Below are 24,697 nucleotides of genomic sequence, written 5' to 3'. Positions count from 1 at the left end.
ACAGGCAAGGCACGCGGACGCCCGCCGGCGCGACGGCGCGGGCCGGTCGGAGGGAGGCGTCGCGGAGAGGCGCGGCCCGGCCACCGGGGCCGGCACCGCGTGGCGGACGGGATTACTGGCGCAGCAGCGTGCGCAGCGTGCGCGACAAGTCCTCGGCCGAGAACTTGGCGACGTAGGCGTCGGCGCGCACGTTCTTGACGTGTTCCTCGTTCGTCGTGCCGGACAGCGACGAGTGGATCACGACCGGCATGTTGCCGAAGCGCGCGTTGGACTTGATGTTGCGGGTCAGCGTGAAGCCGTCCATCTCCGGCATCTCGAGGTCGGTCAGCACGAGCGCGACCTTGTCGTGGACCGTCTTGCCTTCGGCCTCGGCGGCGGCGGCGATGTGGTTCAGCTGGTCCCAGCATTCCTTGCCGCTCTTGGTCATCACGAACGGCAGGCCCATCGCGTCGAGGCCCTGCTCGATCAGCGCGCGCGCGACGACGGAGTCGTCGGCCGCCAGGATCACGGCACCCGGCTTGAGCTTCATCTTGGCGCCGACCGCCTGTTCGATGTTCTCGCCCTCCGACTCCGGATTCAGGTTGCGCAGGATCGTCTCGACGTCCAGCACCTGGGCGAGGCGGGCCGGCTGACCGTCGAACGCTTCGAGGCGCGCGATGCTCGTGACCATGCCGCTGCCGGCGCTCTTCTCGGCCGACATCACCTGGGTCCAGTCGAGGCGCACGATCTCTTCCACGCTTTCCACGGCGAACGCCTGCGTGGTGCGCGCGAATTCCGTCACCAGCATGATGTTCAGGCCGGTCTTGGGCGTGACGCCGGCGATGCCGGGCAGGTCGAGGACCTGGATGATCTGGCCGCGCAGGTTGACCACGCCGAGCACGTGGTCGGGTGCGCCGGCCACCTTGGTGATCGTCGGCATGGCGACGATTTCCCGGATTTTAAAGACGTTGATGCCGAACAGCTCGCTGTGCTCGCCGCTGGCGTCGCCGCCGAGACGGAAGAGCAAAAGCTCGAATTTGTTCGTGCCCGTAAGGTTGCTGCGCTCGTCGACTTCCTGCTGAACCGATTTCATGTCCCGTCCTAAAAAGGTTGATTCTTTTGGGAAATTTTAGACGTGAACCGGCCGGCGGTGTAAAGACCAGCTTGAATCTTGGTAACTTTCTGGCGATTCCGTTCCAAAAAACCACACCCATTTGACGAAATCGTAACGGGCGGGCGCGGCGGCGCCGGCTTTCCGCTCAATGCCCCGTGTAAGGCAGATAACTGATTCCGTTTTCGAGGGTGCCGACGAGCGCCGCCACGTTTTCCGGGCTTTCGCTGAACTTGACGAGCACCTCGGCGACGGTGGCCAGGTGCTGGTCCAGCGCGTTCGTCCAGAACGCCTGCCCCGTCGCGTCGGGCGCGCGGTGCAGGATGTTGGCGTAGAACTGGTTGACCAGCGCCCCGTTGCCGCTCAGGGACGCGTACCTGGCCTTGAACTCGTCGGATGCGACGAACGCGTTCGCCACGTCCGTCAGGCCGACGCCCATGTCAAGCCGGCTGATCCAGAAGCCGATGCCGAAGTCGTCGGGCGTCCGGTCGAACGCGGCCTGGTACAGCCGGTACGCCTCGCCGGCGGCGCCGTCCACGTCGAACGCCGTCCCCGTCGTGCCGAGCACGACCCGCTCGACGTTCACGAGGCTGGCCCCGTACCCGCCTTCGTCCCACACGTTGGTCGTGCCCACGCCCGGGCCGGGCGTATGCAGCATGTACAGGCCGGCGCCGATGAACGTATCGACGCCGCTGCCGCCGTCGACGGTGCCGAGCGTGCCGCCACTCTCGAGGATGGTGTCGTTGCCGGCGCCCAGGTCGATGGTGTCGCCCGCGTTCAACGCGACGGTATCGGCCGCGGCGCCGCCGAACACGAGCCGGTGATCCTCGACGTAGCCGCGGTTGTCCGCGTATTCGACGCGCGCGCGCAGCAGTTCCGACGCCGCGGCGCCCACGGCGAAATCGGGGCCGGTGGCGCCGGGCAGCGCGGTCCAGGTCTTGCCGTCCGTGCTGCTCTCCCAGCTGTAATACACGGTGCCCAGTCCGTCCGCATCGGTCGCGGCGGCGTGCAGGGTCTGGCCCGGCGCATACGTGCCGGAAATCGCGACGCTGCCCCAGTGATTGTTGTAGATGTTCAGGACGTCGTCGCTCGCCACGGATTCCGCGTGGCCGCGGCCATCCACGTAGCTGGCGACGACCGTGACCTTCTTCCCGACCTGGTCGGGCGTCATGGTGAAGTCCGTGCCGGTGGCACCCGCGATCGCCTGGCCGTCGACTTTCCACTGCCAGCTGACCGTTCCGACGCCGTCCGCGTCGTCCAGGCCGTTGAAGACATGCACCAGGTTCGGATCGGTCTCGGCAGGCACGACCCAGACGACGCCGGTCGGCCGGTCGTTGACGTCGAGCACGGACAGGCTGTTGCTGCCGTCGACCTGATGCGCCGCGCCGGCCGGGTCGGTGTACAGCAGCTTGACGGACATCGCCTTGCCGACCTGCTGCTCGGCCGGGTAGAACGTGGCGCCGTCCGTCGTGGCGACGACCTGGCCGTCGGCCAGCCATTGATAGCGGACCGTCCGCACATCCTCCCCGTCCGTCGTCAGGCTGGCGGTCAACGCCGAGTTCTCGAAAACCATGCCGGCAGGAATGCCGCCTAATGTCACCTTGATCAATGGAACCTCCCGATATGCGTGTTGCGCGACGACGCGAATACCGGCATTGTTACATCGGGCGCCACCGAAAAGTTGCACACATTGTCACACCGCGGACCCGACGGCGCTGCCCGCATCGACCTCGCGCAGCGCCTGCCGGGCCATCTCGAGGATGCCGTCGAACGATTTGGCCGCCGCGATGAAGCGCCCGTTGTGGCAGAAGCCCGCGTCCGGCACGCCCGTGACGGCCGCCAGGTCGGCGTCGCGCAGGCCGGCCCAGGCCGCCGGCAGGTCGGCGCGCGCGTCGAAGCTCTCGGCGCTGACGGGCACCGTGTGGATCATGTGGCGCTGCTCGGCCAGGTTGTAGCTGATGACGAACAGGACCTTCGGCATCTCCTTGCGCACGACGGCCGTCCACGGCAGCGCCGCATTCCTGAGGAACAGCACGCGGCCGCCCTCCAGCACCTCGGCATGGCGCACCTGCTCGACCGCGAGCACCGCGCCCACGCGGTATTTGACGGCATTGATCATCAGGTCCGTCAGCAGGCCCAGCACGCGGCGGAACTGCGCGTCGCGGTACGCTTCCGCCGCGGCGCCATAGCCGAGGCGCTGCTCGTCCATCCAGTTCGGATTGAAGCCGGACACGATGGCCGACAAGCCGTAGCTGCCGGGCGCGTTGCGGGCCGCGCCGACGTCGGACAGGTCGAGGTATTGCACGACGTCGGCGTCGATCGCGTACGCCATCTGCTGGGCGGCCTCGTCCGACAGTCTGTGGCCCGCGTGGCGCTCGGCCAGCAGGGCGACGCAGCGTGCGCCGTGTTCGCGCCACACGAGGCCGGCGCTGGCATACGGCACGCCGCTGACGCGGGCGCCGTCGAAGCCTTTCTGGTGGTGGTCGAAACGGCCCGCGGCCGGGTCCCACACGCCGCCCACGTCGATCGCGACGTCGGCCTTGGCGATGATGGCCGGGTCGCGCGTGCGCACGAGTTCAGCCTCGGGGTACAACAACATCAGGACGGCCACCGCCCACGCATCGTCCGCGTGGAATTTGCCGCCATGGGTCACGATCAACATGCTTGCTCCAGTGTGAATGCCCGGCACCGCGCCGTCGTGCACACGCCCGGCATGCGCACCGCATGCCAGATGATACCGGCTTTGGCCGCAAGGCCGGGCACGGGTATGATGACAGCAAAGGAGGCGCCATGCCGATCCGCTTACCCGTCCTGCCCCTCGCCTTCATGCTGGCGTTCGGCCTGGCGCCCGCCGCCGCGCGCGCGGACGCGCAGGCGGGCGCCGGCGCGGCGAAGGGCTCGCTCGTGATCGCCGGCGGCGCCCTGCGCGCCGACAACGCCCCGGTCTGGAAAAAGATCGTCGAGCTGGCCGGCGGCCCCGGCGCGCGCATCGCCGTGTTTCCGACGGCGTCCGCGAATCCGGAGCGCTCCGGCCGCGCCACGGCCGCGATCCTGGCGGACTACGGCGCCCGGGCCTTCGTCGTGCCGGTGTCCGCGCACCTGGCCGGCACCGACGTGCGGCGCGCCGCCGACGATCCGCAACTGGCGGCCAGCGTGCGTGCGGCCGGCGGCGCGTTCTTCGTCGGGGGCGACCAGGGCCGCATCACGGCCGCGCTGCGCCACGCCGACGGCACCGACAGCGCCTTGCTGGACGCGCTGTGGGACATGTACCGGCGCGGCGGCGTCATCGCCGGCACGAGCGCCGGCGCGGCCATCATGAGCAAGACGATGTTCTACGAAGGCCGCGCGCCCCTGCCCACGCTGCGCGACGGCGTCACGGACGGCCGCGACATCGCGCCGGGCCTCGGCTTCATCGGCGACGACGTGTTCGTCGACCAGCACCTGCTCATCCGCGGCCGCTTCGCGCGCATGCTGCCCGCGATGCTGGCCAAGCACTACCGCCTTGGCCTGGGCATCGACGAGAACACGGCGGCCGTCGTCGCGCCGGACCGGTCGATCGCGGTCATCGGCTACAAGGGCGCGCTGCTGCTCGACCTCGGCCAGGCCAGCGTCGACCCGGCGCACGCCGGCTTCAACGTGGCCGGCGCCCGCATCAGCTACCTCGACAGCGGCGACCGCTACGACCCGGCCAGCGGCCGCTTCACGCCCGGCCCGGACAAGGAGCACGTCGACGCCGCCGACCCGTCGTACCGCGGCCCGCTGTTCGCCCCGGACATCCTCGGCAACACGGCGGTCGTCGACCTCCTGATGAAGCTGTGCGACAGCGACCAGGTGCGGGCCACCGGCATCGCGTTCGGCGACCCGGCGGGCGCCGCGCCCGAGCGCGGTTTCGAATTCACCTTCACGCGCACGCCGGAGAGCGAAGGCTGGGAGTCGAACCGGGCCGACACCTATTCCGTGTACCGCGTGCGCATGGACGTGCGGCCGGTGCGGCTGGCGTTGCCGCTGTACCGCGTCGAATGACGCTCAGCGCGCGATCGACACGGCCAGCGTTTCCTTGACCTCTTCCATCACGACATAACTCTTCGACTGGCCGCCGTCCGCCACGTGCAGGATCTCGCCCAGCAGCCTGCGGTATTCCGTCATCTCCGGAATGCGCGCCTTGATCAGGTAATCGAAATCGCCCGACACGAGGTGGCACTCCATCACCTCGGGCAGCGCCAGCATCGCGCGCCGGAAGCGCTCGAACGCCTGCTCCGATTTCTGGCGCAGCGTGATCTCCACGAACACGAGGATCTGCAGCCCGAGCAGGCGCGGCGCCACGCGCGCGTGGTAGCCGGCGATGACGCCGTCGCGCTCCATCCGCTTGACCCGTTCGATGCAGGGCGTCAGCGACAGGCCGACGCGCTCGGCCAGGTCCTTCATCACGATGCGGCCGTCGTCCTGCAGGATGGACAGGATGTGCAGGTCGATGCGGTCCAGCACACGGTTCGAGTCTTTTTGCACGCGCATGATTTTTCACTAAAAAGTAAATCGCAAACCGAAACTATTATGGCATTCCCACAACTAAAATGAAAACATATTCTAATTCCTAAACAACCAGAGACACAGGGAAAGCTATGCGCGTCATCGTACTCGGCAGCGGCGTGGTCGGCGTGACCACCGCTTACTATCTGGCCAAGGCCGGCATTGAAGTCACCGTCATCGACCGCCAGCCGGGGCCGGCCCTCGAGACCAGTTTCGCCAACGCCGGCCAGATCTCGCCGGGCTATGCGTCGCCCTGGGCCGCGCCGGGCATTCCGCTGAAAGCCTTCAAATGGCTGTTCCAGCGCCACGCGCCGCTGGCCATCCAGCCCGACGGCTCCCTCTTCCAGCTGCAATGGATGTGGGAGATGTTCAGGAATTGCGACGCCGGCCGCTACGCCGTCAACAAGGAACGTATGGTACGCCTCGCGGAGTACAGCCGCGATTGCATCCGTGCGCTGCGCGCCGAGACGGGCATTGCGTACGAAGGCCGCCAGCAAGGCACCCTGCAGCTGTTCCGCACGCAGGCGCAGTTCGACGGCGCCGCCAAGGACATCGAGGTGCTGAAGGAGGCCGGCGTGCCGTTCGAGGCGCTGACCCGCGACCAGCTGGCCAATGCCGAGCCGGCGCTGGGCCACGTGCGCGACAAACTGGTCGGCGGCCTGCGCCTGCCGAACGACGAAACGGGCGACTGCCAGCTGTTCACGACGCGCCTGGCGCAGATGGCGCGCGACCTCGGCGTGCGCTTCCAGTTCGACACGGCGATCGAACGCCTCGACATCGCGCACGGCCAGGTCGTCGGCGTGCAGACGGACAAGGGCCGCGTGACCGCCGACCGCTACGTGCTGGCGCTGGGCAGCTATTCGCGCCTGCTGCTGCAGGGCCGGTTCCGCGTGCCGGTCTACCCGCTCAAGGGTTATTCGATCACCGTGCCGATCGTCGACGCGGCCAGGGCGCCCGTGTCCACGATCCTCGACGAGACCTATAAAATCGCCGTCACCCGCTTCGACGACCGCATCCGCGTGGGCGGCATGGCGGAGATCGCGGGCTACAGCCGGGCCCTGAATCCGCGCCGCCGCGCGACGCTGGAGATGGTAGTGAACGACTTGTTCCCGGGCGGCGGCGACGTGTCGCGCGCCAAGTTCTGGACGGGCCTGCGTCCGATGACGCCGGACAGCACGCCGATCGTCGGCGCCACGCCGCTGTCGAACCTGTTCCTGAACACGGGCCATGGCACGCTGGGCTGGACGATGGCATGCGGCTCGGCCAGCGTCATCGCGGACCTGGTCAGCGGCAGGGTCCCCGCGATCCACGCCGACGACCTGGCCGTGTTCCGCTACGCCGGCACGCGCACGGCCGCCATGCGCCCGGCGCTGGCCAAGGCATGAACGCGGCCGCACACCCCGCCCACGTGGCCCGGGCTGCGCGGGCCGGCGCCGTGCTGACGGTCGACCTGGATGCCGTCGCGGCCAATTATCGCTTGCTGGTGGAACGCGCCGGCGGCGCCGTCGTCGCCGGCGTGATGAAGGCCGATGCCTATGGCCTCGGCATGGCGCACGTGGCGCCGGCCCTCGTGCGCGCGGGCTGCCGCGTGTTCTTCACGGCGCACGTCGAGGAAGGCATGCGGCTGCGCGCCATCGTCCCGGCAGGCAGCGCCATCTACGTGCTGCACGGGCCGCCGCCAGGCACCGCGGCCGACTTCATCGAACACGGTTTGATCCCGGTGCTGAACGACCCCGTCCAGGTGCGCGCGTGGAGCGCCGCGTGCACGCGCGCGGGGCGGCGCCTCGCCGCGGCGGTGCAGGTCGACAGCGGCATGTCGCGCATGGGGCTGTCTCCCGCCGACCTGGAGGCGCTGGGCGACCCGCGCGACTGGCTGGCCGCATTCGAGCCGGTCCTGCTGATGAGCCACCTGGCCTGCGCGGACATGCCCGACCATCCGCTGAACGCGCGCCAGCGCGCGCGCTTCGACGCCATCCGCGCGCGGTTCCCGGCCATGCCGGCGAGCCTCGCAAATTCGTCGGCCATCTTCCTCGGGCCGGACTTTCGCCATGACCTCGTGCGTCCCGGCGCCGCGCTGTACGGCATCAATCCGCAACCGGGCGCGCCGAATCCGTTGCGCCAGGCGGTGTCGCTGGATGCCTGCATCGTGCAGGTGCGGACGATCGGGGCCGGCGACGCCGTCGGCTACGGCGCCCGCTACGTGGCGGACGGCACGCGCCGCATCGCCACCATCGCCGTCGGCTACGCGGACGGCTGGCTGCGCGCGCTGTCCGGCCGCGGCTGCGCCTGGATCGACGGCGTGCGCGTGCCCATCGCCGGCACGGTGTCGATGGACAGCATCACGCTGGACGTCACCGGCATCCCCGAGGCGCGCCTGCAGCCGGGGATGACGGTCGAACTGCTCGGCGCGCACCAGCACGTGGACGCGGTCGCGGCCGACGCCGGGACGATCGGGTACGAGGTGCTGACGCGCCTGGGCAGCCGCTTCGAACGGCGCTATTCGCCGGTGCGCTGATCCAGGATGTCCGTGCCGTAGGAATTGTCGACCGTGCACACCCAGCGCGCGCCGGCATCCCTGCGGAACACATAGGTGGCGCGCCGCCTGGCGCCCACCTTTTCCCCCGCATCCAGATAATCGAGCGTCGACTCCATGATGACGAGGGCGGTATCGCCGCCTTCGATCACGTCGATGCGCCCCTGCCCGACCACGAGGCTGTGCCGGACGTGCTCGGCGATCTTCACGAACGCCGCGCGGATCTTGTCCTTGCCCGTGACGTGCAGGCCGGGCTTGACGACGAGCGTCGCGTCGTCGGCGTAAAAATCCATCAGCGCGTCGAAATCCTCCGCCGTGATGGCGGCATCGGCGGCGCGGATGACCTGTTCGAGGGGATGGGAAGCCATGGTGTCTCCTTGTGGACGGGCCGTGGAGACTGGCTTGCTGCAGACCCGCCTCCAGGCGGGTTGCAGTAACAAGCGCTAACCCACCATCCGGTTGATGGTGGTAATAATCGCTTGACGGGTAACAGGGGCGCGGTTCATGCCACGATATTAACAACGGCGTGCGGCGATTGCAACGGCAGGCCGGGCGCACGGCGAATCCGTCTTGCAACGTGATCGATGCACGGCCTACACTGCACCTTTGCGCACCTTATTCGATCCCATGGAAATTCGCCGTGTCCTGCCGTCGGAACTTGCGGCGGCATTCAGCCTGCTGGTCGACAACGGCTGGGCGCACCGCATTGCGGGTCTCGCCGAATTCGTCGCGCTCGTCGAGGCCTCGCCCGTCGCGGAGGTCGCCGTCATCGACGGCCAGGTCGTCGGGTTCGTCCGCGCCATTACGGACGGTTTGTCGAACGGTTACCTGTCGATGGTCGTCGTGGCGCCGGCCCACCGTGGACGACGCATCGGCACGGCACTGGTCGCTCATGTGACCGGCGCCGACCCGCGCATCACCTGGGTGCTTCGGGCCGGGCGCGACGGCGCGCCAGCGTTTTTCGCCAGGCTCGGTTTCACGGTGTCGTCGATCGCCATGGAGCGTTTGCGCGCCTAGCCCGGCGGGCGCGCACTGCCACATGCAAATCGACGAAATATCCTTACATATTTCGGACAGGATCCGGTTTATATTGTCGTGCACGCAAATTAAATGTTCCAACAATAAAGGAGTCACCAAGCATGATGAAGCATTTCTTGATCGCCGCGGGCGCGGCGTGTCTCCTCAGCGCCTGTGCCCGGGATCCGGCCGCCGACGGGCAAAAGCTCTCGCGCGAGGACCGTGAATCCCCGACCGGGAGCATGCTGCCGCGGCGCCATGCGTCGAACAATGCCCAAGTGATCAACAAGGACCAGATCGATACCAACCAGATCCTGAACCCGGGGGCGGTCCAGCCGCACATCAAACCCTGAACGGCGTCCATACACGACACGGGGCCGGGCGGTTATCCCCGGCCCTTGTCTTGTCATGTTTCACGAAGCAGTTCGAAAGAGTCGGGGTCCGCATGATTGCATGGCGTTTCCCATCATCGGCAACCCTGCTGGCTGCCGCCAGCGCCGGCGCCCAGGTGCCGGCCGGCACGTCCGACCGCGACGACGGTTCGGCGGCGGCCGAAGCATCGCGGCGCGCCGGCGGGTAGCATGCGGGCATGGAACTCATCGCCTACCTGCACACCCACTTCCTCACCCGCGCGCAGTTGCTCGCGGCCTGCGCCGCCGAAGGCGCGCGGCTCGATGCCTTCACCGCCGCCGGGACCATGCCCGCGCCGTCGTACCGGCTGAAGGTCCGGATCGATTGCACATCGTACTTCGGCGCGCACGCCGCGGATCATGCGACCGACTGGTATGCGCGCGGCTATGTGGACTGGCTATGCATGCTGCTGGACGGCACCGCGGATCCATACGCACTGTTCGCCGCGCGCTACCGGGCGGCCCTGGACGCCCAGCCGTTGTACCGGACAATGCCCGCAGCCGCACTGGCGGCGGAGCCGCACCTGCGCAGCGAGTGGGCCCATTTCATCGCGGGCACGTACGGGCTGTGCACGCGCTCCGGCCTGCCCGAGGACGTCGCGGCGAAGGAACTGGCGATCCACGTCATCCGCGCATCGACCGACGGCGACCGGCCGCTGGACGGCGCCGAACTGGAACGGCTGGCGGCGGCCGTCGACCTGCTCGACCGCGCCAGCAGCCCGTTCGCGCCGCACGAACGGACGCGCAGTTCGCGCGCCCGCTACGTCGACGCGCTGCGCCTGCGTCACGGATTCGAATGAATTCGCGCGGACCCGTCACAAACGCGCGCGCCGTTCCGTCTAATGCATAGAGGGCCACATTTCGCACCCTCGTTCAAACGAAAGGAACCATCATGTCGCACGCTGCCCGCCTCAATCTGTTCGCCCTGCCCACGCCGGGCCTGAAGGCCATGATCAACCTGTCCCAGGCCGTCAAGCAGGGCGCGCTGGGACCGCGCCTCGTCGAACTCGTCAACCTGCGCGTGTCGCAGCAGAACGGCTGCGGCCTCTGCGTGGACATGCACTGGCGCGACCTCGTCAAGCAGGGCGCCGACCCGCGCCACCTGAACAGCGTGGCCGCCTGGCGCGAATCGCCGTTCTTCAGCGAGCGCGAACGCGCGGCGCTGGCCTGGGCCGACGCCGTCAACGCCCTGCCCCACCGCGACGACACCGACGCCGCGTGGCCGGCCCTGCGCGAGCATTTCACCGAGAACGAGATCGCGGAACTGGGCTATACGATCGCCGTCATCCGCGGCTGGAACGCCATCAACCTGTCGGTGCGCACCCAGATCCCGGTCGAACCGCCGGCCGGCATGTGATCAGCGTACGGTCGCGACGTCGAACAGCGGATTCTCGATGAGGCCGAGGACGTTGCCGAACGGGTCCTTCAATTCCGCCACCTTGATGCCCTCGCCCACTTCCTGGATGGCCGCGTGGACGGTGGCGCCCAGGCCGACGATGCGCTCGACCTCGGCCGCGATGTCGTCCACGCCCCAGAAGGTCGTGGAGCCGGCCGTGCCCGGCGTACCGTCGGGCACGAGGCCCAGTTCGAAGCCGCCGACGGCGAAACCGGCGTAGAACGGCTGGTCGAAATATGGCTGGACGCCGAACACGGCGGCGAACCAGGTCTTGGCGCCGCCGAGGTCGGCCACGGGGTAGGTCACGGTACGCAGTCCCTTGATCATGGAAGTCTCCTGTCGAAAACCGACATGATGCCTGTTCCGCGCGGCCGTGGATTGGAAAAATGGAAGATGCGTTCCTTCACATCGGCCGGCCTCAGTTGCTGTAGAGCAGACCGCGGCCCGTTCCGGTGACGTAGATGCGGCCGTAGGTGTTCCAGTCGCCGGCCATCACGCCGATGCCGCCGAACTGGTGCGCGTCGTCGTTGAAGCGCGTCCAGGTTGCGCCGGCGTCGTCGGAGCGGTACACGCCCCACACGCCGTTCATCGTGCCCACCACGTACACCGCTGCCGTGTACCTCGCGCCGGATCTTGCCTTGCCCAGGGCGATCACGCTGGCGCCCTGCGCGCCGGCGCCGGTCGCAAAGCCGCTCAGCTTCGTCCAGGTCGCCCCCGAATCCACCGAGTGGTAGACGGTGTTGCCGTCGGCCAGCCAGACGTCGCCCTCGGCGTTCGGATTGACCGCCATCGAGGTGGCCCACCAGGCGTTGGGCGCCAGGTTCGCCGTCGTCGCGCCCTGGCTCGCCGTGAAGGTGTGTCCGCCATCGGTCGAGACGTAGACCTTGCCCGCCGTGCCCCACGATGCGCCGCCCGAATCGTACGCATAGACCTTGTTCGGGTTCTTGCGGTCGGCCGCCAGGCGATAGGCGCGATCCCAGCCGGAGGCGACGCTGGGCAGCGACGGCAGGTTGGTCGGGACCCAGCTCGCGCCATTGTTCGTGGTGTAGGACGGCACCGAGTTGGCCGGCGCCCAGACGGCATTGTTGCGAGCCGTGACCACGAGGTTCCCGGTGCCGCCCCGGTTCGACTGGGCGCCGGCCGGCAGGGCCGCGAAGTTCGACCACGTGTTGCCGCCGTCGCCGGACCAGAAGCCGAAGGCGGTGGAGGACCCGTTCAAGACGCCCGTACCCGCGATGTAGAGCGGGTCGGCCCACGCCACGTCGGCCGAATTGCCGTTGCTCCATTGGGTGGTGGGGCCCTTGGCCGGCTTCGCCGCGAGGTCCGTCTGGACCCATGTGCCGATGTCGCCGGCGCTGTTGACGAACTTGTACGATGCGCCGGCCGGCGGCGTGACGACGGCCTGGGTGGCGGTCTCCTCGAGGCCTGCGACCGCGTCGCTCCAGCTTGGCGTGGCCGACGAGGCATTCCCCGTTTCCGTGACGCCGCCGCCGGTGATGTGGGAGATGTGGTCGCGGTTGGCCGGATCGATCTCGATGTCGTCCACCCAGCCCCCGCCGGTGCCGGCCGGCGTGTGCGGCATGCCGGCCTCGATTTCGCGCCAGGTGCTGCCGCCGTCGTCCGACAATTGGACGACCTGGCCGAAGCCCCAGGTGTTGGAGACGCCCAGCGCGATGCGGGTCGTGGCGCCGCTGCCGTAGACCGACAGGCCGCCGTAGCCCGCGGAATCGTTGCTCGCGAGCAGGGTCCAGTGGATGCCGTCGAACTTGTACAGTTTGGCGGGACCGGCGACCGAGGGGCCGGCGCCCTGGCTGAACGGCACGTACAGCATGCCGTCGGCGGCGCGCACCATGTGCGGGATGTGGTAGCCGGAGACCGGGATCGCGACCGGCTTCCACGACGTGCCGCCGTCGGTGGACTTGTACAGGTTCGAGGCCAGCCCCGCCGCCGCGACGTAGTCGGGCGCGATGGCCGCGTAGATGGCCTGCGTGGCCGTGCCGCCGCCCTTGGTGCCCGTGTCGAAGACGATCGTCTCGACGCCCATCGCGGTGCCGCCCGCGGCATTGATCTGGTCCTGCGTCATCGTCACGGACGACAGCGACGTGACCTGGGCCCAGGTGCGGCCCGCGTCGGTGCTCTTCCACAGGCCGGCCGTGCGCGAGCCGTAGAACAGTGTCGACGGCTTGTTGGGGTCGACCATCAGGCGTTCGCCGAGGGCCCGGCCGGGATTGTTGCCGCCCAGCGCGAACGGCAGATCGTAATGGGTCCAGGTGGTGCCGCGGTCGCTGGAGACGTAGATGCGGCCGTTGCCTTCGAACGTGTACATGCCGGTGGCCATGTAGACGAGCTGGTCGTTGTTCGGATCGAGGGCGATGCTTTCGACGCCGTGGAACCGGCTCTCGACCCCGCTGAAGCCCACGCCGTCGGTGATGGGCGTCCACGACATCGTGGCCTGGTTCCAGCGATACGCGCCGCCGATGTCGGTGCGGGCATACAGGACGTTCGCGGACGTCGGATGATAGACCAGGCCGGTGACATAGCCCCCGCCGCCCCACTTCACGCTCGTCCAGGTGGCCGCCGCGGCGCTCGTCCCGCCCTGCGCGGCCGTGCCGGCCGGGTCGGTCGCGGTGCCGGTGCTGCCCGTGCTGCCGGTGCTGCCCGTGGTGTCCGTGCCGCCTGTCGTGCCCGTGCTGGCTGTGCCGGCCGTCGCGCCGCTGCCGCCCGCGTTGGCCGCGGGGCCTGTGCCGGCCGTCGCAGCCGCGCTTCCCGTGCCGTCTGAGCCGCCGCCGCAACCTGCGGCAATGGTCATCGAGAAAATCGCGACGACGACGACACGTTTCCTGTAATTGTTCATGATGTCACTTCCCAGAGGAAAAGTAATCGGCCGTCGGGGAATCCGGCTTTGGCGCGATGACGGCATCCAGTCGTCGCGGGCATTGTGCGAGACGCGGCATGCGTCCGCAATTATCAAGACCGCCAGAACGCTGAATGAAATTTCACAGGACGCCGGCGCGCCCCGCGGGCGATCAGCGTGCCGGCCTCACGAACGATTGCGGCGTCGCGCCGGCGAACTGGCGGAACGCGTGGATGAGGTGGGACTGGTCGTAGTAGCCGCAATCGCCGGCCAGCCGCGCCCAGTCGACGGCGGCCGGCTGGCCGCGCACCGCGGCGTGCGCCGCGCGGAAGCGGCACACCATCGCGAACGTCTTGGCGCTCAAGCCCACGCGTTCGCGGAACAGCAGCGCCAGGTGCTGGCGCGTGACGCCGAGGCTGGACGCCAGCGCGTCGACGCGGACGGCGCCGCGCGTCGCTTCCATGCGCGCGACGGCCGCCCGCGCCAGCGTGTCCGCGCGCACGGGCGCGCGCATGCGGACGCGCGCGAGCAGTGCCCGTTCGATGATGGCGAGCCGCTCGGCCGCCGTCCGCTCGCGCTCCCACAGCAGCGCCGCCAGCGCCTCCGCCTGCGCGCGCGGCCACAGGTCGGCCAGCGCCGGATGGCCGTCCTGCAGCTCGCACAGGGGCAGGTCGAAGAAGGCGCGCGCGGCGCCGGGCAGGAAGCGCACCGCGACCGTCAGCAGCGGCGCGGCCATCTCGACGTGGTGGGGGCGCGACATCATGCCCGCCACCTTGCCCAGCGGCGCGCCGTCCTGCCACAGGATGTCGATGCAATTGTCGGGCAGGACGCGCGTGCGCACGGGCGCGCCGTCCGGAACAGCGTGGCTCGTCCACAGGCAGGCCACGTGGCCGGCGAGCGCGGGATGCGGGGGGAATTCGCGGTACAGGTGCATGGGGGCGTCAGTCGCGACCGCGCCGCGCGCCCGCGCAGCCCAGCGCGAAGCCGATGCCGGCCAGGCCCCAGGCGATCGCGGCGACCACCTCGAATGTGTTGCGCAGCGCGGGATGCAGCACGGCCAGCGGCGGCAGGAGCAACGCGCGTACCAGGCAGATCGCGGCCATCACCGCCAGCCCGGTGCGCAGCAGGGGCGGCCGGCGCACCATGTCCAGCGCCGCGCACGCGTACCAGGCGCAGGTCGCCATCAGGCCGGCGATGGCGACCGCGCCCACCGGCGCGGGCCAGGTGCCGGCCCGCGCCGACGCCACGACGGCCGGCGGCGCGCCGAAATACGCGTACCAGGACGGGCCGGCCGGAATGGCCGCCACGTGGATGAGCGCCCCGACGGTCGCGATGGCGGCGGCCAGGAGGATCCACGGCCTGGAGGATGCGGTCATGCTGTCTCCCGATGTCGAAACCGCCATGATGTCACGGCCGCCACCGGCAAAGTGCGCGCATTGTCACGCCCGCCCTATCAGAATCGACGGGCCCGCCGTGCTGGCGCCGCCGGGCCCGCCGCCTATACTGGGTAGATTCGTCCGTTGCCGATGCGCCGGCCGTACCGCGGCGCTTGTCCTTTCCCACAGGAGACACAGCATGCACGCCACCCACCCGACCCGCCGTCCCACCTGGCCGGCGATCGCACTCGCCCTCGCCATCGTGGCACCCGCCGCGGCCGCGCCCGACACCGACTCGGACGCCGCCTCGGCCCTGAGCGACACCAACAGCCGCGCCATGCGCGGGCGCGAGATCGTGCCGCCCGGCGTGATCCTGAACCTCAAGGGCAAGCAGCGCAACCTCGTGTGGCAGGGCAGCTACATCGTCAACACGTCGGGCTGCATCGACTGCCACACGCATCCGAGCTATTCGCCCGGCGGCGATCCGTTCCAGGGCCAGCCCGAGCGCGTCAACGCGGAACAGTACATGTCGGGCGGGCGCCAGTTCGGTCCCTTCACGGCGCCGAACCTCACGCCCGACAACGCGGGCCGCCCGGCCGGCCTCACGCGCGACGAATTCGTGCGGACGCTGCGCACCGGCCACAATCCGCACGACCCGGCCGGCCAGATCCTGCAAGTGATGCCGTGGCCGGCCGTCGGCAAGCTGACGACGCGCGACCTGTACGCCGTCTACGAATACCTGCGCGCGATCCCGTCACTGCCGGACAACCCGAATCCGGGGCCGTGACGGGGCCGGCGGTCACTGCATCGTGCAGGTCTGCAGGGCCGTATCGACTGCGTAGTTGCGTGCCGTGTCCCAGTACGTGAAGCTGTAGCGCACCACGTCGCCGATCTTCAGCCCGCCCGCGCTGTACGTATTGGTCGTGCCGTCGAGCCGCATGCGCACGTTCTGCTGGGTGCCGTTGTTCACGGTGTAGTGGACGTCGGCCCAGCTGCCCGTCGTCGTCGTGAACTGCAGCGTGGTCGCCGATGTCTGCGTCGCGTAGGTCGGTCCGGACGGCGGCGGCGGCGGCGCCGTCGTGCCCGAATCCCACACGATGTCGTCGATGGCGAACTGGAAGGTCGATGCCGGCAGCTTGTTCGCGTCGCTCGAGATCATGAAGACGTCGAGCAGCGACTGCAGCGCCACCTTGGGCCCGATCAGCGTCGACACGGGAATGCTCCCCTGCGCCCAGTCGCCGTTGCGCACGAGGCCATATTGCGTCGTGTTCGCCGGGAAGTTCACCCAGTTCTGGTTCGTGTAGGTGTCGCCCACGCCGATGTTGAACGAGACGTTGGCCGGGATCTTGATGCGGAACTTCATGGTCCCGTTGCGGTAGTTCGTCAGGTCGTGCGCCTGGCGCGCCTGCACGCCGCCGCCGAACCACTGGCCGGGCGCCGTGTAATTCCAGGCGATGACGTTGGCGCCCTCGTACGGCGGCGTGTTGCCGGCGCCGGACGAGGCGCTGTTCCACAGGAAGATGTCGGAACTCGTGCCGGCCACCAGCTTGCCGTTCACGGCCGTCGTGTCGGTGAACACGCCGAACTTGCCCGCCACCTCGGGGACGGTCTGGTTGCCCAGCTTGACGGTGCCCTTGCCGTCCAGTTGATAGACGCGGACGTAGTCGACGTACATCGTGCCCGGCAGCGGCGCCGTCACCTGGCCCGGCGTGGCCGCGTCGGTGAAATTGCCGCCGACGGCGAGGTTCAGCAGCAGGTAGAAGGGCGCCTGTAGCGCCGTCGAATTCACCGGCAGCGGCGCGTCGTACATATCGTGCTCGACGCCGTTGTCGACCGTCGTGAAGCGCATCTGGCTCTCCGTCCAGTACAGGCGGTAGGTGACGAAGCGGTTCGCCAGCGACGTCGCCGGCACGTACCAGTTCTTCGTCTGCCAGGCGGTCGAGGCGGCGCAGCTCTCGTTGCCGGGCACGCAGGCGGCCTGCTGCCACGTGATCACGTTCGAGCCGACGAAGTTGTTGGCCGACGGCGACCCGGCCGCCGTGCGCGCCGACGCCTTGTGGCCCATCTCCATGATGTCGATCTCGCCGTTGCGCGGCCACGTCTGCGGGCTCGTGCCCAGCATCCACCCGGCCGGCCACAGCCCGGTCGCGACGTTCGGGGTGCTCATGCGGATCTCGATCATCCCGTACTGCACCTGCACCTTGCCGTGGCTGTCGATCTTCCCGGACGTGAAGACGTTGCTGCCCACCGTCTGGTTCTGCGCGCGGATCGCGAGCGCGCGCGTGCCCGGTTCGAACGGCACGTCGGCGATCGAGACGTTGTTCGGGCTGTAGTACTCCAGTTCCGCATTGCCGTAGCCGCACAGGTTGATCTGGCAGCCGTTGCCGTCGGTGGCGGTCCAGCGCGACGCGTCCAGGCTCGGGCCGTTGAATTCTTCCGACCACAGCAACTGGCCGATGGCCGGGCTGGTGACGCTCGCCGATGCGTGCATGCCGCACGCGAGCAGCAGCCCGGCCGTCGCCGCGTGGAAAGCTTTCCATTTCAAGTGATATTTCTGGTTTTCGTTATTCACTTCGACTCCTCTGTTTCACTGCGAAGAATTGTGGACGCCCTTGCCAGACGCACCACGCCGGGCCGGCTCGGTCGCCGGTCTTGTTGGGATTCTTGTGGAGACTGGAGTTGGAAACGTTTCCAACGCGGAAACGAAAATATAGTCCTGTTTTGTCGAGGCGTCAAACCATATCGTGCGGGCGACGGCCGACGCCCGCCTGCTCAGGTGACGATCGTCCCCTGGTGGTAGATCGCCTGCCATTGCCCGTCGCTGCGGCGCCATACGGTCAACCTGCGCGTGACGCGGCCCGGCTGGTGCAGCGTGTAGGTGAGCAGATAGTGATCGGCGCCGGCCGGTGCGACATGAAAATCCTCGGCGCGCCAGTCTTCCGGCTCCGGCCCGGCGGCGCGCTCGCGCAGGACGCCGAGCACATACTCCCTGCCATAACGCCGTCCCGATGCGCCGACTTCCCAGAACGTGGGCGCGGCGATACATTCCGCATCGTGTCCGGTGTGGAACAACGGTTCGAGCAGGCGCAATTCGGCGAGGACATGCGTCAATCCGTGCGGCGTGGCGGGTGTGGCATCCATCATGAATCGCCCGGGACGCTAGCGCCGCAACGACGGAAACAAACGATTCGTGCGCAATTTATAGTCCGCGTACGCGTTTCCAAAATGGGCCAGCATCATGTCTTCTTCACGATCGATCCTGGAAAAATACAGGATCCCGAACGCGATCAGGAAGGCCGGACCCACGACAAAATTCCCGATCAACAGCAGTTGCGCGGCCGCGATGGCATAGACGGCCGTGTACATCGGATGCCGGATCTTGCTGTAGATGCCGTGTGAAATGAGGTGATGCGCTTCCTTGACCTCGAGCGTCGGCGAAAACTGGCGACCGAGATCGCGGTGCGATTTCCAGAACAGGAAAATGCCGACCACTGCGAGCGCACTGCCCACGAGGCCGGGACCTGTTGCGACTTCGTAGTCGGCGAAATCGAACAGGCGGGTAAAGAGGTATAACAACGGCATGGTCGTCGAGCCGGTCAACACCAGGATCAGGCAAAATTTGCCGAATGCGCCTTCGCGCGATTCGACGGCCTTGATCTTCTTGTTCCGGTATTCCAGCGGCGCGCGGATGATGAAACACAGCGCGAACATTGCGATGAAAACGGCGTCGAAGATCCCGGCATGATGCATGGCAGCTCCCTTGTTGTACGGACTGCGCAGGATAGTAGCATCCGGACCGCCTTGCGGATAAACTCGTGCGCGTCAAATGTCATCGATACCCGAACAGCATGAAGCATACAAACAGCGGCCTCGTATATTCCACCGACGGCGGACGCATGTGCCCCGATTGCCGCCGCCCCGTCGCGGCGTGTGCCTGCAAGGCCACGGTCGTGCCGACCGGCGACGGCGTCGCGCGCGTGTCGCGCCAGACCAGGGGCCGCGGCGGCAAGACCGTCACGCTCGTCAAGGGACTCGCGCTCGACGGCGCCGCGCTGATGGCCTTGGGCAAGCAGTTGCGCACGGCATGCGGTTGCGGCGGGACCGTGAAGGACGGCGCGATCGAGGTCCAGGGCGACCACTGCGACCTCATCATGGAAGTGCTCGGAAAACACGGACTTCATGCGAAGCGCGTCGGCGGGTAAGCCGGCTCGAAGCGAAGGTGCCCGTCCGGTTCGGGGCCGGACCATTCGTCGGCCCAACTGATCAGAACAACGCCCCCTGCGGGCTGGTCAGCCGCGCGAAGCTGTCGTCCAAAAACGGCAGGATGCCGTCCGCGACGGGTTCCAGCTGCTTCGTCAGATAGTGTTCGTAGTCGATGGGCGTACGGCGGGTGTCCAGCGTGTCCAGCGGTTCCGGGCCCGCCGTCGTCATCACGTAGCGGATCCAGCCGCCGTTGCGGTAAGGCGCGGGCCGGCCCTGGCGCACGTGGAACTCGTCGGCCGCGCGCGCCGCGCGCACGTGCGGCGGCACGTTGCGCTCGTACTCGACCAGCGGCCGGCGCAGGCGCTTGCGGTACACGAGCTGCTCGTCGAGCTCCCCCCGCAACGTGCGCGCCACATAGTCGCGCACATACTCCTCGTACGGTTCGCCGCGGAACACGCGGCCGTAGAGCTCCTGCTGGAACGCCTGCGCCAGCGGCGTCCAGTCCGTGCGCACCGTCTCCAGGCCCTTGAAGATCACTTCCTCGCTGCCGTCCGCCCGGCGCACGAGGCCCGCGTAGCGCTTCTTGCTGCCCTCCTCCGACCCGCGCACGGTCGGCATCAGGAAGCGCCGGAAGTGGGTCTCGTATTCCAGCTCCAGTGCGCACTCCAGTTGCAGTCCGGCGCGCAGATGGTCGCGCCACCAGCCGTTCACGTGCTCGACGAGCGCGCGCCCGATGCGCTCGGCTTCAGGCCCGTCGTGCGCGCGCCCGAGCCACACGAACGTCGAATCCGTGTCCCCGTAGATCACCTGGTAGCCCTGCGCCTCGATCAGCTCGCGCGTGCGGTGCATGATCTCGTGGCCGCGCATCGTGATCGACGACGCGAGGCGCGGATCGAAGAAGCGGCATCCCGTCGTGCCCAGCACCCCGTACATCGAATTCATGATGATCTTGAGGGCCTGCGACAGCGGCGCGTTGCGTTCGCGCTTGGCGGCGTCGCGGCCCTGCCACACGCGCGTGACGATGCCGGGCAGGCAGTGCCGCGTGCGCGAAAAGCGCGCGCCGCGAAAGCCCGGCACCGTGTCGCTTTCCGGCTCCTCGAGGCCGGCGACGAGGCCCACCGGATCGATCAGGAAGGTGCGGATGATCGACGGGTACAGGCTCTTGTAGTCCAGCACGAGCACCGAGTCGTACAGGCCGGAGCGCGAATCCATCACGAACCCGCCGGGGCTGTCCGCGCCCGGCACGTCGCCGATGTTCGGCGCCACGCGCCCGAGGCGGTGCATCAGCGGCATGTACGCGTGCTCGAACGCGGCGACGGAACCGCCGCTGCGATCCGCCGCGAGGCCGGTCACGCTGGCGCGCTCCAGCAGGAAGGTCATCAGCCCGGACTTGGCGAAGATGCGCGTGACGAGCACGCAGTCCTGCAGGTTGTAGCGGGCCAGGGCCGGCTTGTCCTCGGCGAACATGCGGTCGATTTCCGCCATGCGGTCGTACGGGTTGTCGATCGCCTTGCCTTCGCCCAGCAGGCTTTGCGCCACGTGCTCCAGCGAGAACGACGGGAAGCTCCACGTGGCCGAACGCAGCGCCTCGATGCCGTCGATGACGAGGCGCCCGGCGATCGCGGCGAACCAGTGTTCCTGGCGCCCGCCGTGCTCGCGCCATTCGATCGCGCTGCCGTCGCGGCCCAGGCGCAGCGGGCGCTGCATCTGCTGCGCGTGCTGTTGCAGGATGCGCAGGTCGAACTGCACGAGGTTCCAGCCGATGATGGCATCCGGGTCGTGGCGGCGGACCCAGTCTTCCAGCCGGTCGAGCAGGTCGCGCCGCGTCGCGCACACCTCGTAGTCGAAGTCGAGGCTGGACGCGTCGCCGTTCGCGGGGCCCAGCATGTACACCTGGCGCTGGCCGCAGCCTTCCAGCGCGATCGAGCGCAGTTCGCCCTGCATCGTCGTCTCGATGTCGAGCGAGACCGTCGACAGCGCCGGCCGGTAGTCGTCCACGGGTTTCAGATGGGCGTCGACGAGGAGCCGCGGATCGGCGGCATCCAGCGTGCCCGCGTACGCGACGGGGGCCGTGATGAAGCGCTCCATCAGGTAGCGCTCGGGCGGGCGGACGTCCGCTTCGTAGACGTCGACGCCATGCTCGCGCAGCCGTTTTTCCAGGCGCAGCAGGTGGCGGTACTGGGTGCAGTACAGGCCCAGCACGGGACGGTGGCGGAAGTCGCACAGCGCCAGTTCGCGCAGTTCGGCGCCCCGTTCGCGCTGCAGCAGCAGGCGCGCGGTGTCGCCCTGCTCCACCGGGATGAACGCGACGGCCGGCTGCGGCGCGAGGCGCACGCGGCGCGGCCCGTCCGGCGTCGCGAGCCAGAACTCGACCTCGACGCCGGCGTCCGTGTCGCGCCAGTGGCGCGTCAGCAGGAAGCCCTGCGCGTCCATGACGTCAGGCACCCGCGAAACGGGCGAGTTCCGCTTCGGTAAAGCCGGCCTGGCGGCGCGCGTCGACGTTGAACGGGCCCTTGAGCACGGGCGCCCTGTACTGCAACGTCAGCGCGTCGTACGTGGCCACCGGCTCCAGGCCGCGCAGCGCGCACAGGTAAACATACCAGCGGTTGCCGATCTCCACGTGGCCCACTTCGTCGCGCAGCAGCACGTCGAGGATGCGCGCGGCCGCCTCGTCGCCGGCCTGCGCCAGCTTGGCGCGCAGCGGCGGGATGGCGTCCAGGCCGCGCGCTTCCATCGTGCGCGGCACGAGGGCCATGCGCGCGAGGATGTCCCCGCTCGTCTTCTCGACCATCTCCCACAGGCTGTCGTGGCCGGGAAAGTCGCCGTAGGCCCAGCCGAGCGTGCGCAGGTGCGCCGCCAGCAGGGTGAAATGATGGGCCTCCTCGGACGCCACGCGCAGCCAGTCGCCATAGTAATCGTCCGGCATGCCGGGGAAGCGCCAGACGGCGTCCAGCGCGAGGTTCACGGCATTGAATTCGATGTGGGCGAGCGCGTGGACGAGCATCGCGCGGCCTTCCGGCGTGACCATGGAGCGGCGGCCGACGAGGCGCGGCGGCACCAGCTCCGGCCGCGCAGGGCGGCCCGGGATGGCGGCGGCGTCCGCGTCGAGGACCGCGGCCGCGTCCAGCGTGCAGGCGCCGGCGCGGCAGCCTTCCGCAAGCTGCGCCACGCCCTTCGTCTTGGCGACCGGATCGGTCTCGATCAACAACTCGAGCGCGCGTACGCGCAGCGCCAAAGTGAGCGCCATCGTGGTCCCCTGCGACAAAAGCCGGCAGTTTACCACCCGGCGCCCGCCGGGGCGAGGACGGCCCCCTACTGCTGCTGCACGGCCGGCGAATTGCCCTGCGGCGGCTGCGCCGGTGCCTGCATGTCCTGCTCGTCCATGCGCGGCGGCGGCAGGCCGCTCGTCTGGCCGCTGCTCGGCGGGACCGCGTCGTCCTTGCCGCTCACGCTCCCCGCACCCGAGCCGGTGGCGCCCGTGCTCGAGCTGCCGTAGGCGGTGGCGCCCGGCTCGGCGGTCGTCGCGGGCGTGGCCGGCGCCGTGGACACGACGCGCTCCGTCACCTCACCCCTGGGTGCCGCGGCCAGCAGTTGCGGTGCGTGCGCCATGTCGTGCTGGTAGACCTGGCGTGCTTCCTTCAGGCAGCTGGCGCGGCTGCCCGACGACTTGTGTCTGCACGCCGACTGCTGCTCCGCGTACGCGGCGTTGATCTCCTTCTTCAGCGTGGCCATGCGCTGGGCCTTCGTCTTGTCGCCGCTGGTCCAGCGCGCCGGGTCTTTCGCGGCCTTGGGGTGACTGTCGGCCAGTGCGGGCACGCTGGCCGCGCACAGCGCGCATGCGATCCACGCGCCCCGCAGGATACTTGATGCTTTGCTCATCTCGACCTCCTGATACCGTAGAAAAAGCGACGCCGGACGGCGTCAACCGAAACACGGGTTCAGTATAGTGCCAGCCGGCGGATGACCTGCGTTCCTTTCCTCTTGTCAAATAAACAGCTGAAGTTTCAACCGAAACAACGCCGCCATACGAATATTTCATAGGAGACGCGAAAAATGAATGGGGTCGGCGGCGCGATTCCTGCCTAGAATCCGGGGCTTAGTGGCTTGACAATAACAATCCCGGAGACCGATGAAGCATTTTCTTTCCGCCCTGGCGGCCGGCCTGGCGCTGGGTTCCGCCCCGGCGCACGCGGACCCGCACCCGACGTTCGCCAAGGGCGCCGACGTCGGCTGGGTCAGCGAAATGGAAGCGTCGGGACGCGTCTTCCGCAACCGTGACGGCAAGGCCGAAGACCTGTACGCGATCCTCAAGGAACAAGGGATGGACGCCATCCGCCTGCGCGTGTGGGTGAATCCGCAGGACGGCTGGAACGGCGTCGCCGACGTCGTGGCGAAGGCGAAGCGCGCGCAGGCCGCCGGCATGCGCATCATGATCGATTTCCATTACAGCGATTCCTGGGCCGACCCGCAACAGCAGACGAAGCCCAGGGCCTGGGCCGGCTACACCGCGCCGCAGCTGGCCGCCGCCGTCGCGGCGCACACGCGGGCCACCCTCGGCGCGCTGCGCGACGCCGGCGTCGCGCCCACGTGGGTCCAGGTCGGCAACGAGACGCGCACCGGCATGCTGTGGCCCGAGGGCGACGCGACGCGGCACATGGACAACTATGCGCGCTTCGTCGACAGCGGCTACGGCGCCGTCAAGCAGGTGTTCCCGGACGCGATCGTGATCGTCCACGTGGACAACTGCCACGACAACGCCACGTTCCGCTGGAACTTCGACGGCCTCAGGGCGCACGGCGCGCGCTTCGACATGATCGGCGCGTCCTCGTACCCGACGACGGCGAAGAACCTGACGTGGCAACAGGCGACGACCGCGTGCCTGGCCAACCTGAACGACATGGTCCACCGCTACGGCAAGCCCGTGATCCTGTCCGAGGTCGGCGTGCCGTGGGACCACCCGGACGGCAAGGCCGTCATCGCCGACCTGATCGCCAAGGCCCGCGCCGTCGATGGCGGCGGCGCGGGCGGCGTGTTTTATTGGGAGCCCGAGGCTTACGACTGGAAGGGCTATCCGATGGGCGCCTTCGACCGCGGCGGCAAGCCGACCGCGATCATGGACGCCTTCCTGGAGCGCTGATCCCCGGCGCGCCATTTACGTTTCTCCGTTTGACGAGACAAACTCTATGAATCTGATTTCCCGCCTCGACTTAATTGTCTTCCTGTTCTACTTCATGGTCGTCGCCGGCTACGGCCTGTGGGTCTACCGCCGCAAGAAGAGCGCGAACACGTCC

General features: G+C 68.6%; 26 protein-coding genes. 11 read left to right on the top strand and 15 right to left on the bottom strand.

Translation table 11 applies throughout. The features are described 5' to 3' along the window. Positions 1–112 precede the first annotated feature (112 nt). From ASC93_RS16005 to ASC93_RS15995, 3 genes are all read right to left on the bottom strand, one after another. Positions 113–1,072: a chemotaxis protein gene (locus ASC93_RS16005; RefSeq protein WP_056444083.1), complete on the bottom strand. Its 960-nt coding sequence runs from the start codon at positions 1,070–1,072 to the stop codon at positions 113–115. 166 nt (positions 1,073–1,238) lie between these two features. Continuing rightward, the gene (locus tag ASC93_RS16000; protein WP_056444080.1) at positions 1,239–2,663 is read right to left on the bottom strand and encodes a DUF4214 domain-containing protein; all 1,425 of its coding nucleotides are present in this window, start codon (positions 2,661–2,663) and stop codon (positions 1,239–1,241) included. Positions 2,664–2,783: 120 nt separating this feature from the next. Beyond that, positions 2,784–3,752, bottom strand: a complete 969-nt coding sequence (locus ASC93_RS15995; protein ID WP_056444078.1) for an MYG1 family protein — start codon at positions 3,750–3,752, stop codon at positions 2,784–2,786. A 128-nt stretch (positions 3,753–3,880) separates the two neighbouring features. Here ASC93_RS15995 and ASC93_RS15990 point away from each other — a divergent pair, with 128 nt between their 5' ends. Then, the gene (locus ASC93_RS15990) at positions 3,881–5,113 is read left to right on the top strand and encodes a cyanophycinase (protein WP_229412751.1); all 1,233 of its coding nucleotides are present in this window, start codon (positions 3,881–3,883) and stop codon (positions 5,111–5,113) included. 3 nt (positions 5,114–5,116) lie between these two features. Here the strand turns inward: ASC93_RS15990 and ASC93_RS15985 are convergent, their stop codons facing one another. Next, positions 5,117–5,602, bottom strand: coding sequence for a winged helix-turn-helix transcriptional regulator (locus ASC93_RS15985; protein ID WP_056444075.1), 486 nt, complete (start codon positions 5,600–5,602; stop codon positions 5,117–5,119). Positions 5,603–5,709: 107 nt separating this feature from the next. Here ASC93_RS15985 and ASC93_RS15980 point away from each other — a divergent pair, with 107 nt between their 5' ends. Both ASC93_RS15980 and alr read left to right on the top strand, forming a co-directional pair. After that, positions 5,710–7,002 (top strand): D-amino acid dehydrogenase, encoded by a 1,293-nt coding sequence (locus ASC93_RS15980; RefSeq protein WP_056444073.1) that lies wholly within the window; start codon positions 5,710–5,712, stop codon positions 7,000–7,002. Continuing rightward, positions 6,999–8,132 (top strand): alanine racemase, encoded by a 1,134-nt coding sequence (alr, locus tag ASC93_RS15975; protein WP_056444070.1) that lies wholly within the window; start codon positions 6,999–7,001, stop codon positions 8,130–8,132. The genes ASC93_RS15980 and alr overlap by 4 nt, the downstream gene beginning before the upstream one ends. On the opposite strand, the gene ASC93_RS15970 is transcribed toward alr, so the two are convergent. Continuing rightward, on the bottom strand, positions 8,114–8,518 hold the full coding sequence (locus tag ASC93_RS15970) for an SgcJ/EcaC family oxidoreductase (protein WP_056444067.1): 405 nt from the start codon (positions 8,516–8,518) through the stop codon (positions 8,114–8,116). The genes alr and ASC93_RS15970 overlap by 19 nt on opposite strands. A 259-nt stretch (positions 8,519–8,777) precedes the next feature. Between ASC93_RS15970 and ASC93_RS15965 the strand changes: the two genes are divergently transcribed. The 5 genes from ASC93_RS15965 (at position 8,778) to ASC93_RS15950 (ending at position 10,934) form a co-directional block, all read left to right on the top strand. Beyond that, positions 8,778–9,167 carry a GNAT family N-acetyltransferase gene (locus ASC93_RS15965; RefSeq protein WP_056444064.1) on the top strand — a complete coding sequence of 130 codons (390 nt, stop codon included), beginning with the start codon at positions 8,778–8,780 and terminating at the stop codon, positions 9,165–9,167. A 122-nt stretch (positions 9,168–9,289) separates the two neighbouring features. After that, entirely contained in the window at positions 9,290–9,520 is a 231-nt protein-coding gene (locus tag ASC93_RS15960) for a hypothetical protein (protein ID WP_056444061.1), read from the top strand. A gap of 92 nt (positions 9,521–9,612) precedes the next feature. After that, positions 9,613–9,747 (top strand): hypothetical protein, encoded by a 135-nt coding sequence (locus ASC93_RS32530; RefSeq protein ID WP_267874946.1) that lies wholly within the window; start codon positions 9,613–9,615, stop codon positions 9,745–9,747. 9 nt (positions 9,748–9,756) lie between these two features. After that, on the top strand, positions 9,757–10,377 hold the full coding sequence (locus tag ASC93_RS15955) for a DUF6058 family natural product biosynthesis protein (RefSeq protein WP_056444057.1): 621 nt from the start codon (positions 9,757–9,759) through the stop codon (positions 10,375–10,377). Positions 10,378–10,469: 92 nt separating this feature from the next. Continuing rightward, entirely contained in the window at positions 10,470–10,934 is a 465-nt protein-coding gene (locus ASC93_RS15950; RefSeq protein WP_056444054.1) for a carboxymuconolactone decarboxylase family protein, read from the top strand. Here the strand turns inward: ASC93_RS15950 and ASC93_RS15945 are convergent, their stop codons facing one another. The 4 genes from ASC93_RS15945 to ASC93_RS15930 form a co-directional block, all read right to left on the bottom strand. Continuing rightward, complete coding sequence (locus ASC93_RS15945; RefSeq protein ID WP_056444051.1) at positions 10,935–11,300, bottom strand: VOC family protein; 366 nt, start codon at positions 11,298–11,300, stop codon at positions 10,935–10,937. Between the two features lie 91 nt (positions 11,301–11,391). Next, entirely contained in the window at positions 11,392–13,827 is a 2,436-nt protein-coding gene (locus ASC93_RS15940) for a sialidase family protein (protein WP_082548089.1), read from the bottom strand. Between the two features lie 172 nt (positions 13,828–13,999). After that, positions 14,000–14,761 (bottom strand): DUF6597 domain-containing transcriptional factor, encoded by a 762-nt coding sequence (locus tag ASC93_RS15935; RefSeq protein WP_056444048.1) that lies wholly within the window; start codon positions 14,759–14,761, stop codon positions 14,000–14,002. Between the two features lie 7 nt (positions 14,762–14,768). Then, positions 14,769–15,203 carry a hypothetical protein gene (locus ASC93_RS15930; protein ID WP_056444045.1) on the bottom strand — a complete coding sequence of 145 codons (435 nt, stop codon included), beginning with the start codon at positions 15,201–15,203 and terminating at the stop codon, positions 14,769–14,771. 199 nt (positions 15,204–15,402) lie between these two features. On the opposite strand from ASC93_RS15930, the gene ASC93_RS15925 reads away from it, so the two are divergent. Further along, on the top strand, positions 15,403–15,990 hold the full coding sequence (locus ASC93_RS15925) for a hypothetical protein (protein WP_056444042.1): 588 nt from the start codon (positions 15,403–15,405) through the stop codon (positions 15,988–15,990). A gap of 12 nt (positions 15,991–16,002) precedes the next feature. On the opposite strand, the gene ASC93_RS15920 is transcribed toward ASC93_RS15925, so the two are convergent. The 3 genes from ASC93_RS15920 to ASC93_RS15910 all read right to left on the bottom strand — a co-directional run bounded on the left by ASC93_RS15920 (position 16,003) and on the right by ASC93_RS15910 (position 18,953). Next, positions 16,003–17,775 carry a glycoside hydrolase family 16 protein gene (locus ASC93_RS15920; RefSeq protein ID WP_056444039.1) on the bottom strand — a complete coding sequence of 591 codons (1,773 nt, stop codon included), beginning with the start codon at positions 17,773–17,775 and terminating at the stop codon, positions 16,003–16,005. Between the two features lie 200 nt (positions 17,776–17,975). Continuing rightward, a complete protein-coding gene (locus tag ASC93_RS15915) occupies positions 17,976–18,347 on the bottom strand; it encodes a DUF4440 domain-containing protein (RefSeq protein ID WP_229412750.1) in 372 nt (123 codons plus the stop codon). A gap of 15 nt (positions 18,348–18,362) precedes the next feature. After that, on the bottom strand, positions 18,363–18,953 hold the full coding sequence (locus tag ASC93_RS15910) for a protein-S-isoprenylcysteine O-methyltransferase (protein WP_056444036.1): 591 nt from the start codon (positions 18,951–18,953) through the stop codon (positions 18,363–18,365). A gap of 98 nt (positions 18,954–19,051) precedes the next feature. On the opposite strand from ASC93_RS15910, the gene ASC93_RS15905 reads away from it, so the two are divergent. Then, the gene (locus ASC93_RS15905; protein WP_056444032.1) at positions 19,052–19,405 is read left to right on the top strand and encodes a translation initiation factor Sui1; all 354 of its coding nucleotides are present in this window, start codon (positions 19,052–19,054) and stop codon (positions 19,403–19,405) included. A gap of 61 nt (positions 19,406–19,466) precedes the next feature. Here ASC93_RS15905 and ASC93_RS15900 read toward each other — a convergent pair whose 3' ends face one another. The 3 genes from ASC93_RS15900 to ASC93_RS15890 all read right to left on the bottom strand — a co-directional run bounded on the left by ASC93_RS15900 (position 19,467) and on the right by ASC93_RS15890 (position 23,285). Then, a complete protein-coding gene (locus tag ASC93_RS15900) occupies positions 19,467–21,839 on the bottom strand; it encodes a DNA polymerase II (protein WP_056444029.1) in 2,373 nt (790 codons plus the stop codon). A 4-nt stretch (positions 21,840–21,843) separates the two neighbouring features. Then, positions 21,844–22,653 (bottom strand): ferritin-like domain-containing protein, encoded by an 810-nt coding sequence (locus tag ASC93_RS15895; RefSeq protein ID WP_056444025.1) that lies wholly within the window; start codon positions 22,651–22,653, stop codon positions 21,844–21,846. A gap of 65 nt (positions 22,654–22,718) precedes the next feature. After that, the gene (locus ASC93_RS15890) at positions 22,719–23,285 is read right to left on the bottom strand and encodes a hypothetical protein (RefSeq protein ID WP_056444021.1); all 567 of its coding nucleotides are present in this window, start codon (positions 23,283–23,285) and stop codon (positions 22,719–22,721) included. 250 nt (positions 23,286–23,535) lie between these two features. Here ASC93_RS15890 and ASC93_RS15885 point away from each other — a divergent pair, with 250 nt between their 5' ends. After that, positions 23,536–24,543, top strand: coding sequence for a glycosyl hydrolase 53 family protein (locus ASC93_RS15885; protein ID WP_056444018.1), 1,008 nt, complete (start codon positions 23,536–23,538; stop codon positions 24,541–24,543). Positions 24,544–24,697 lie beyond the last annotated feature (154 nt).

It is taken from the genome of Massilia sp. Root335 (assembly GCF_001425685.1).
Lineage (GTDB): Bacteria > Pseudomonadota > Gammaproteobacteria > Burkholderiales > Burkholderiaceae_D > Telluria > Telluria luteola.
Note: the sequence above shows the minus strand (reverse complement) of the source record. Positions and strands in the feature narration are given on the sequence as shown.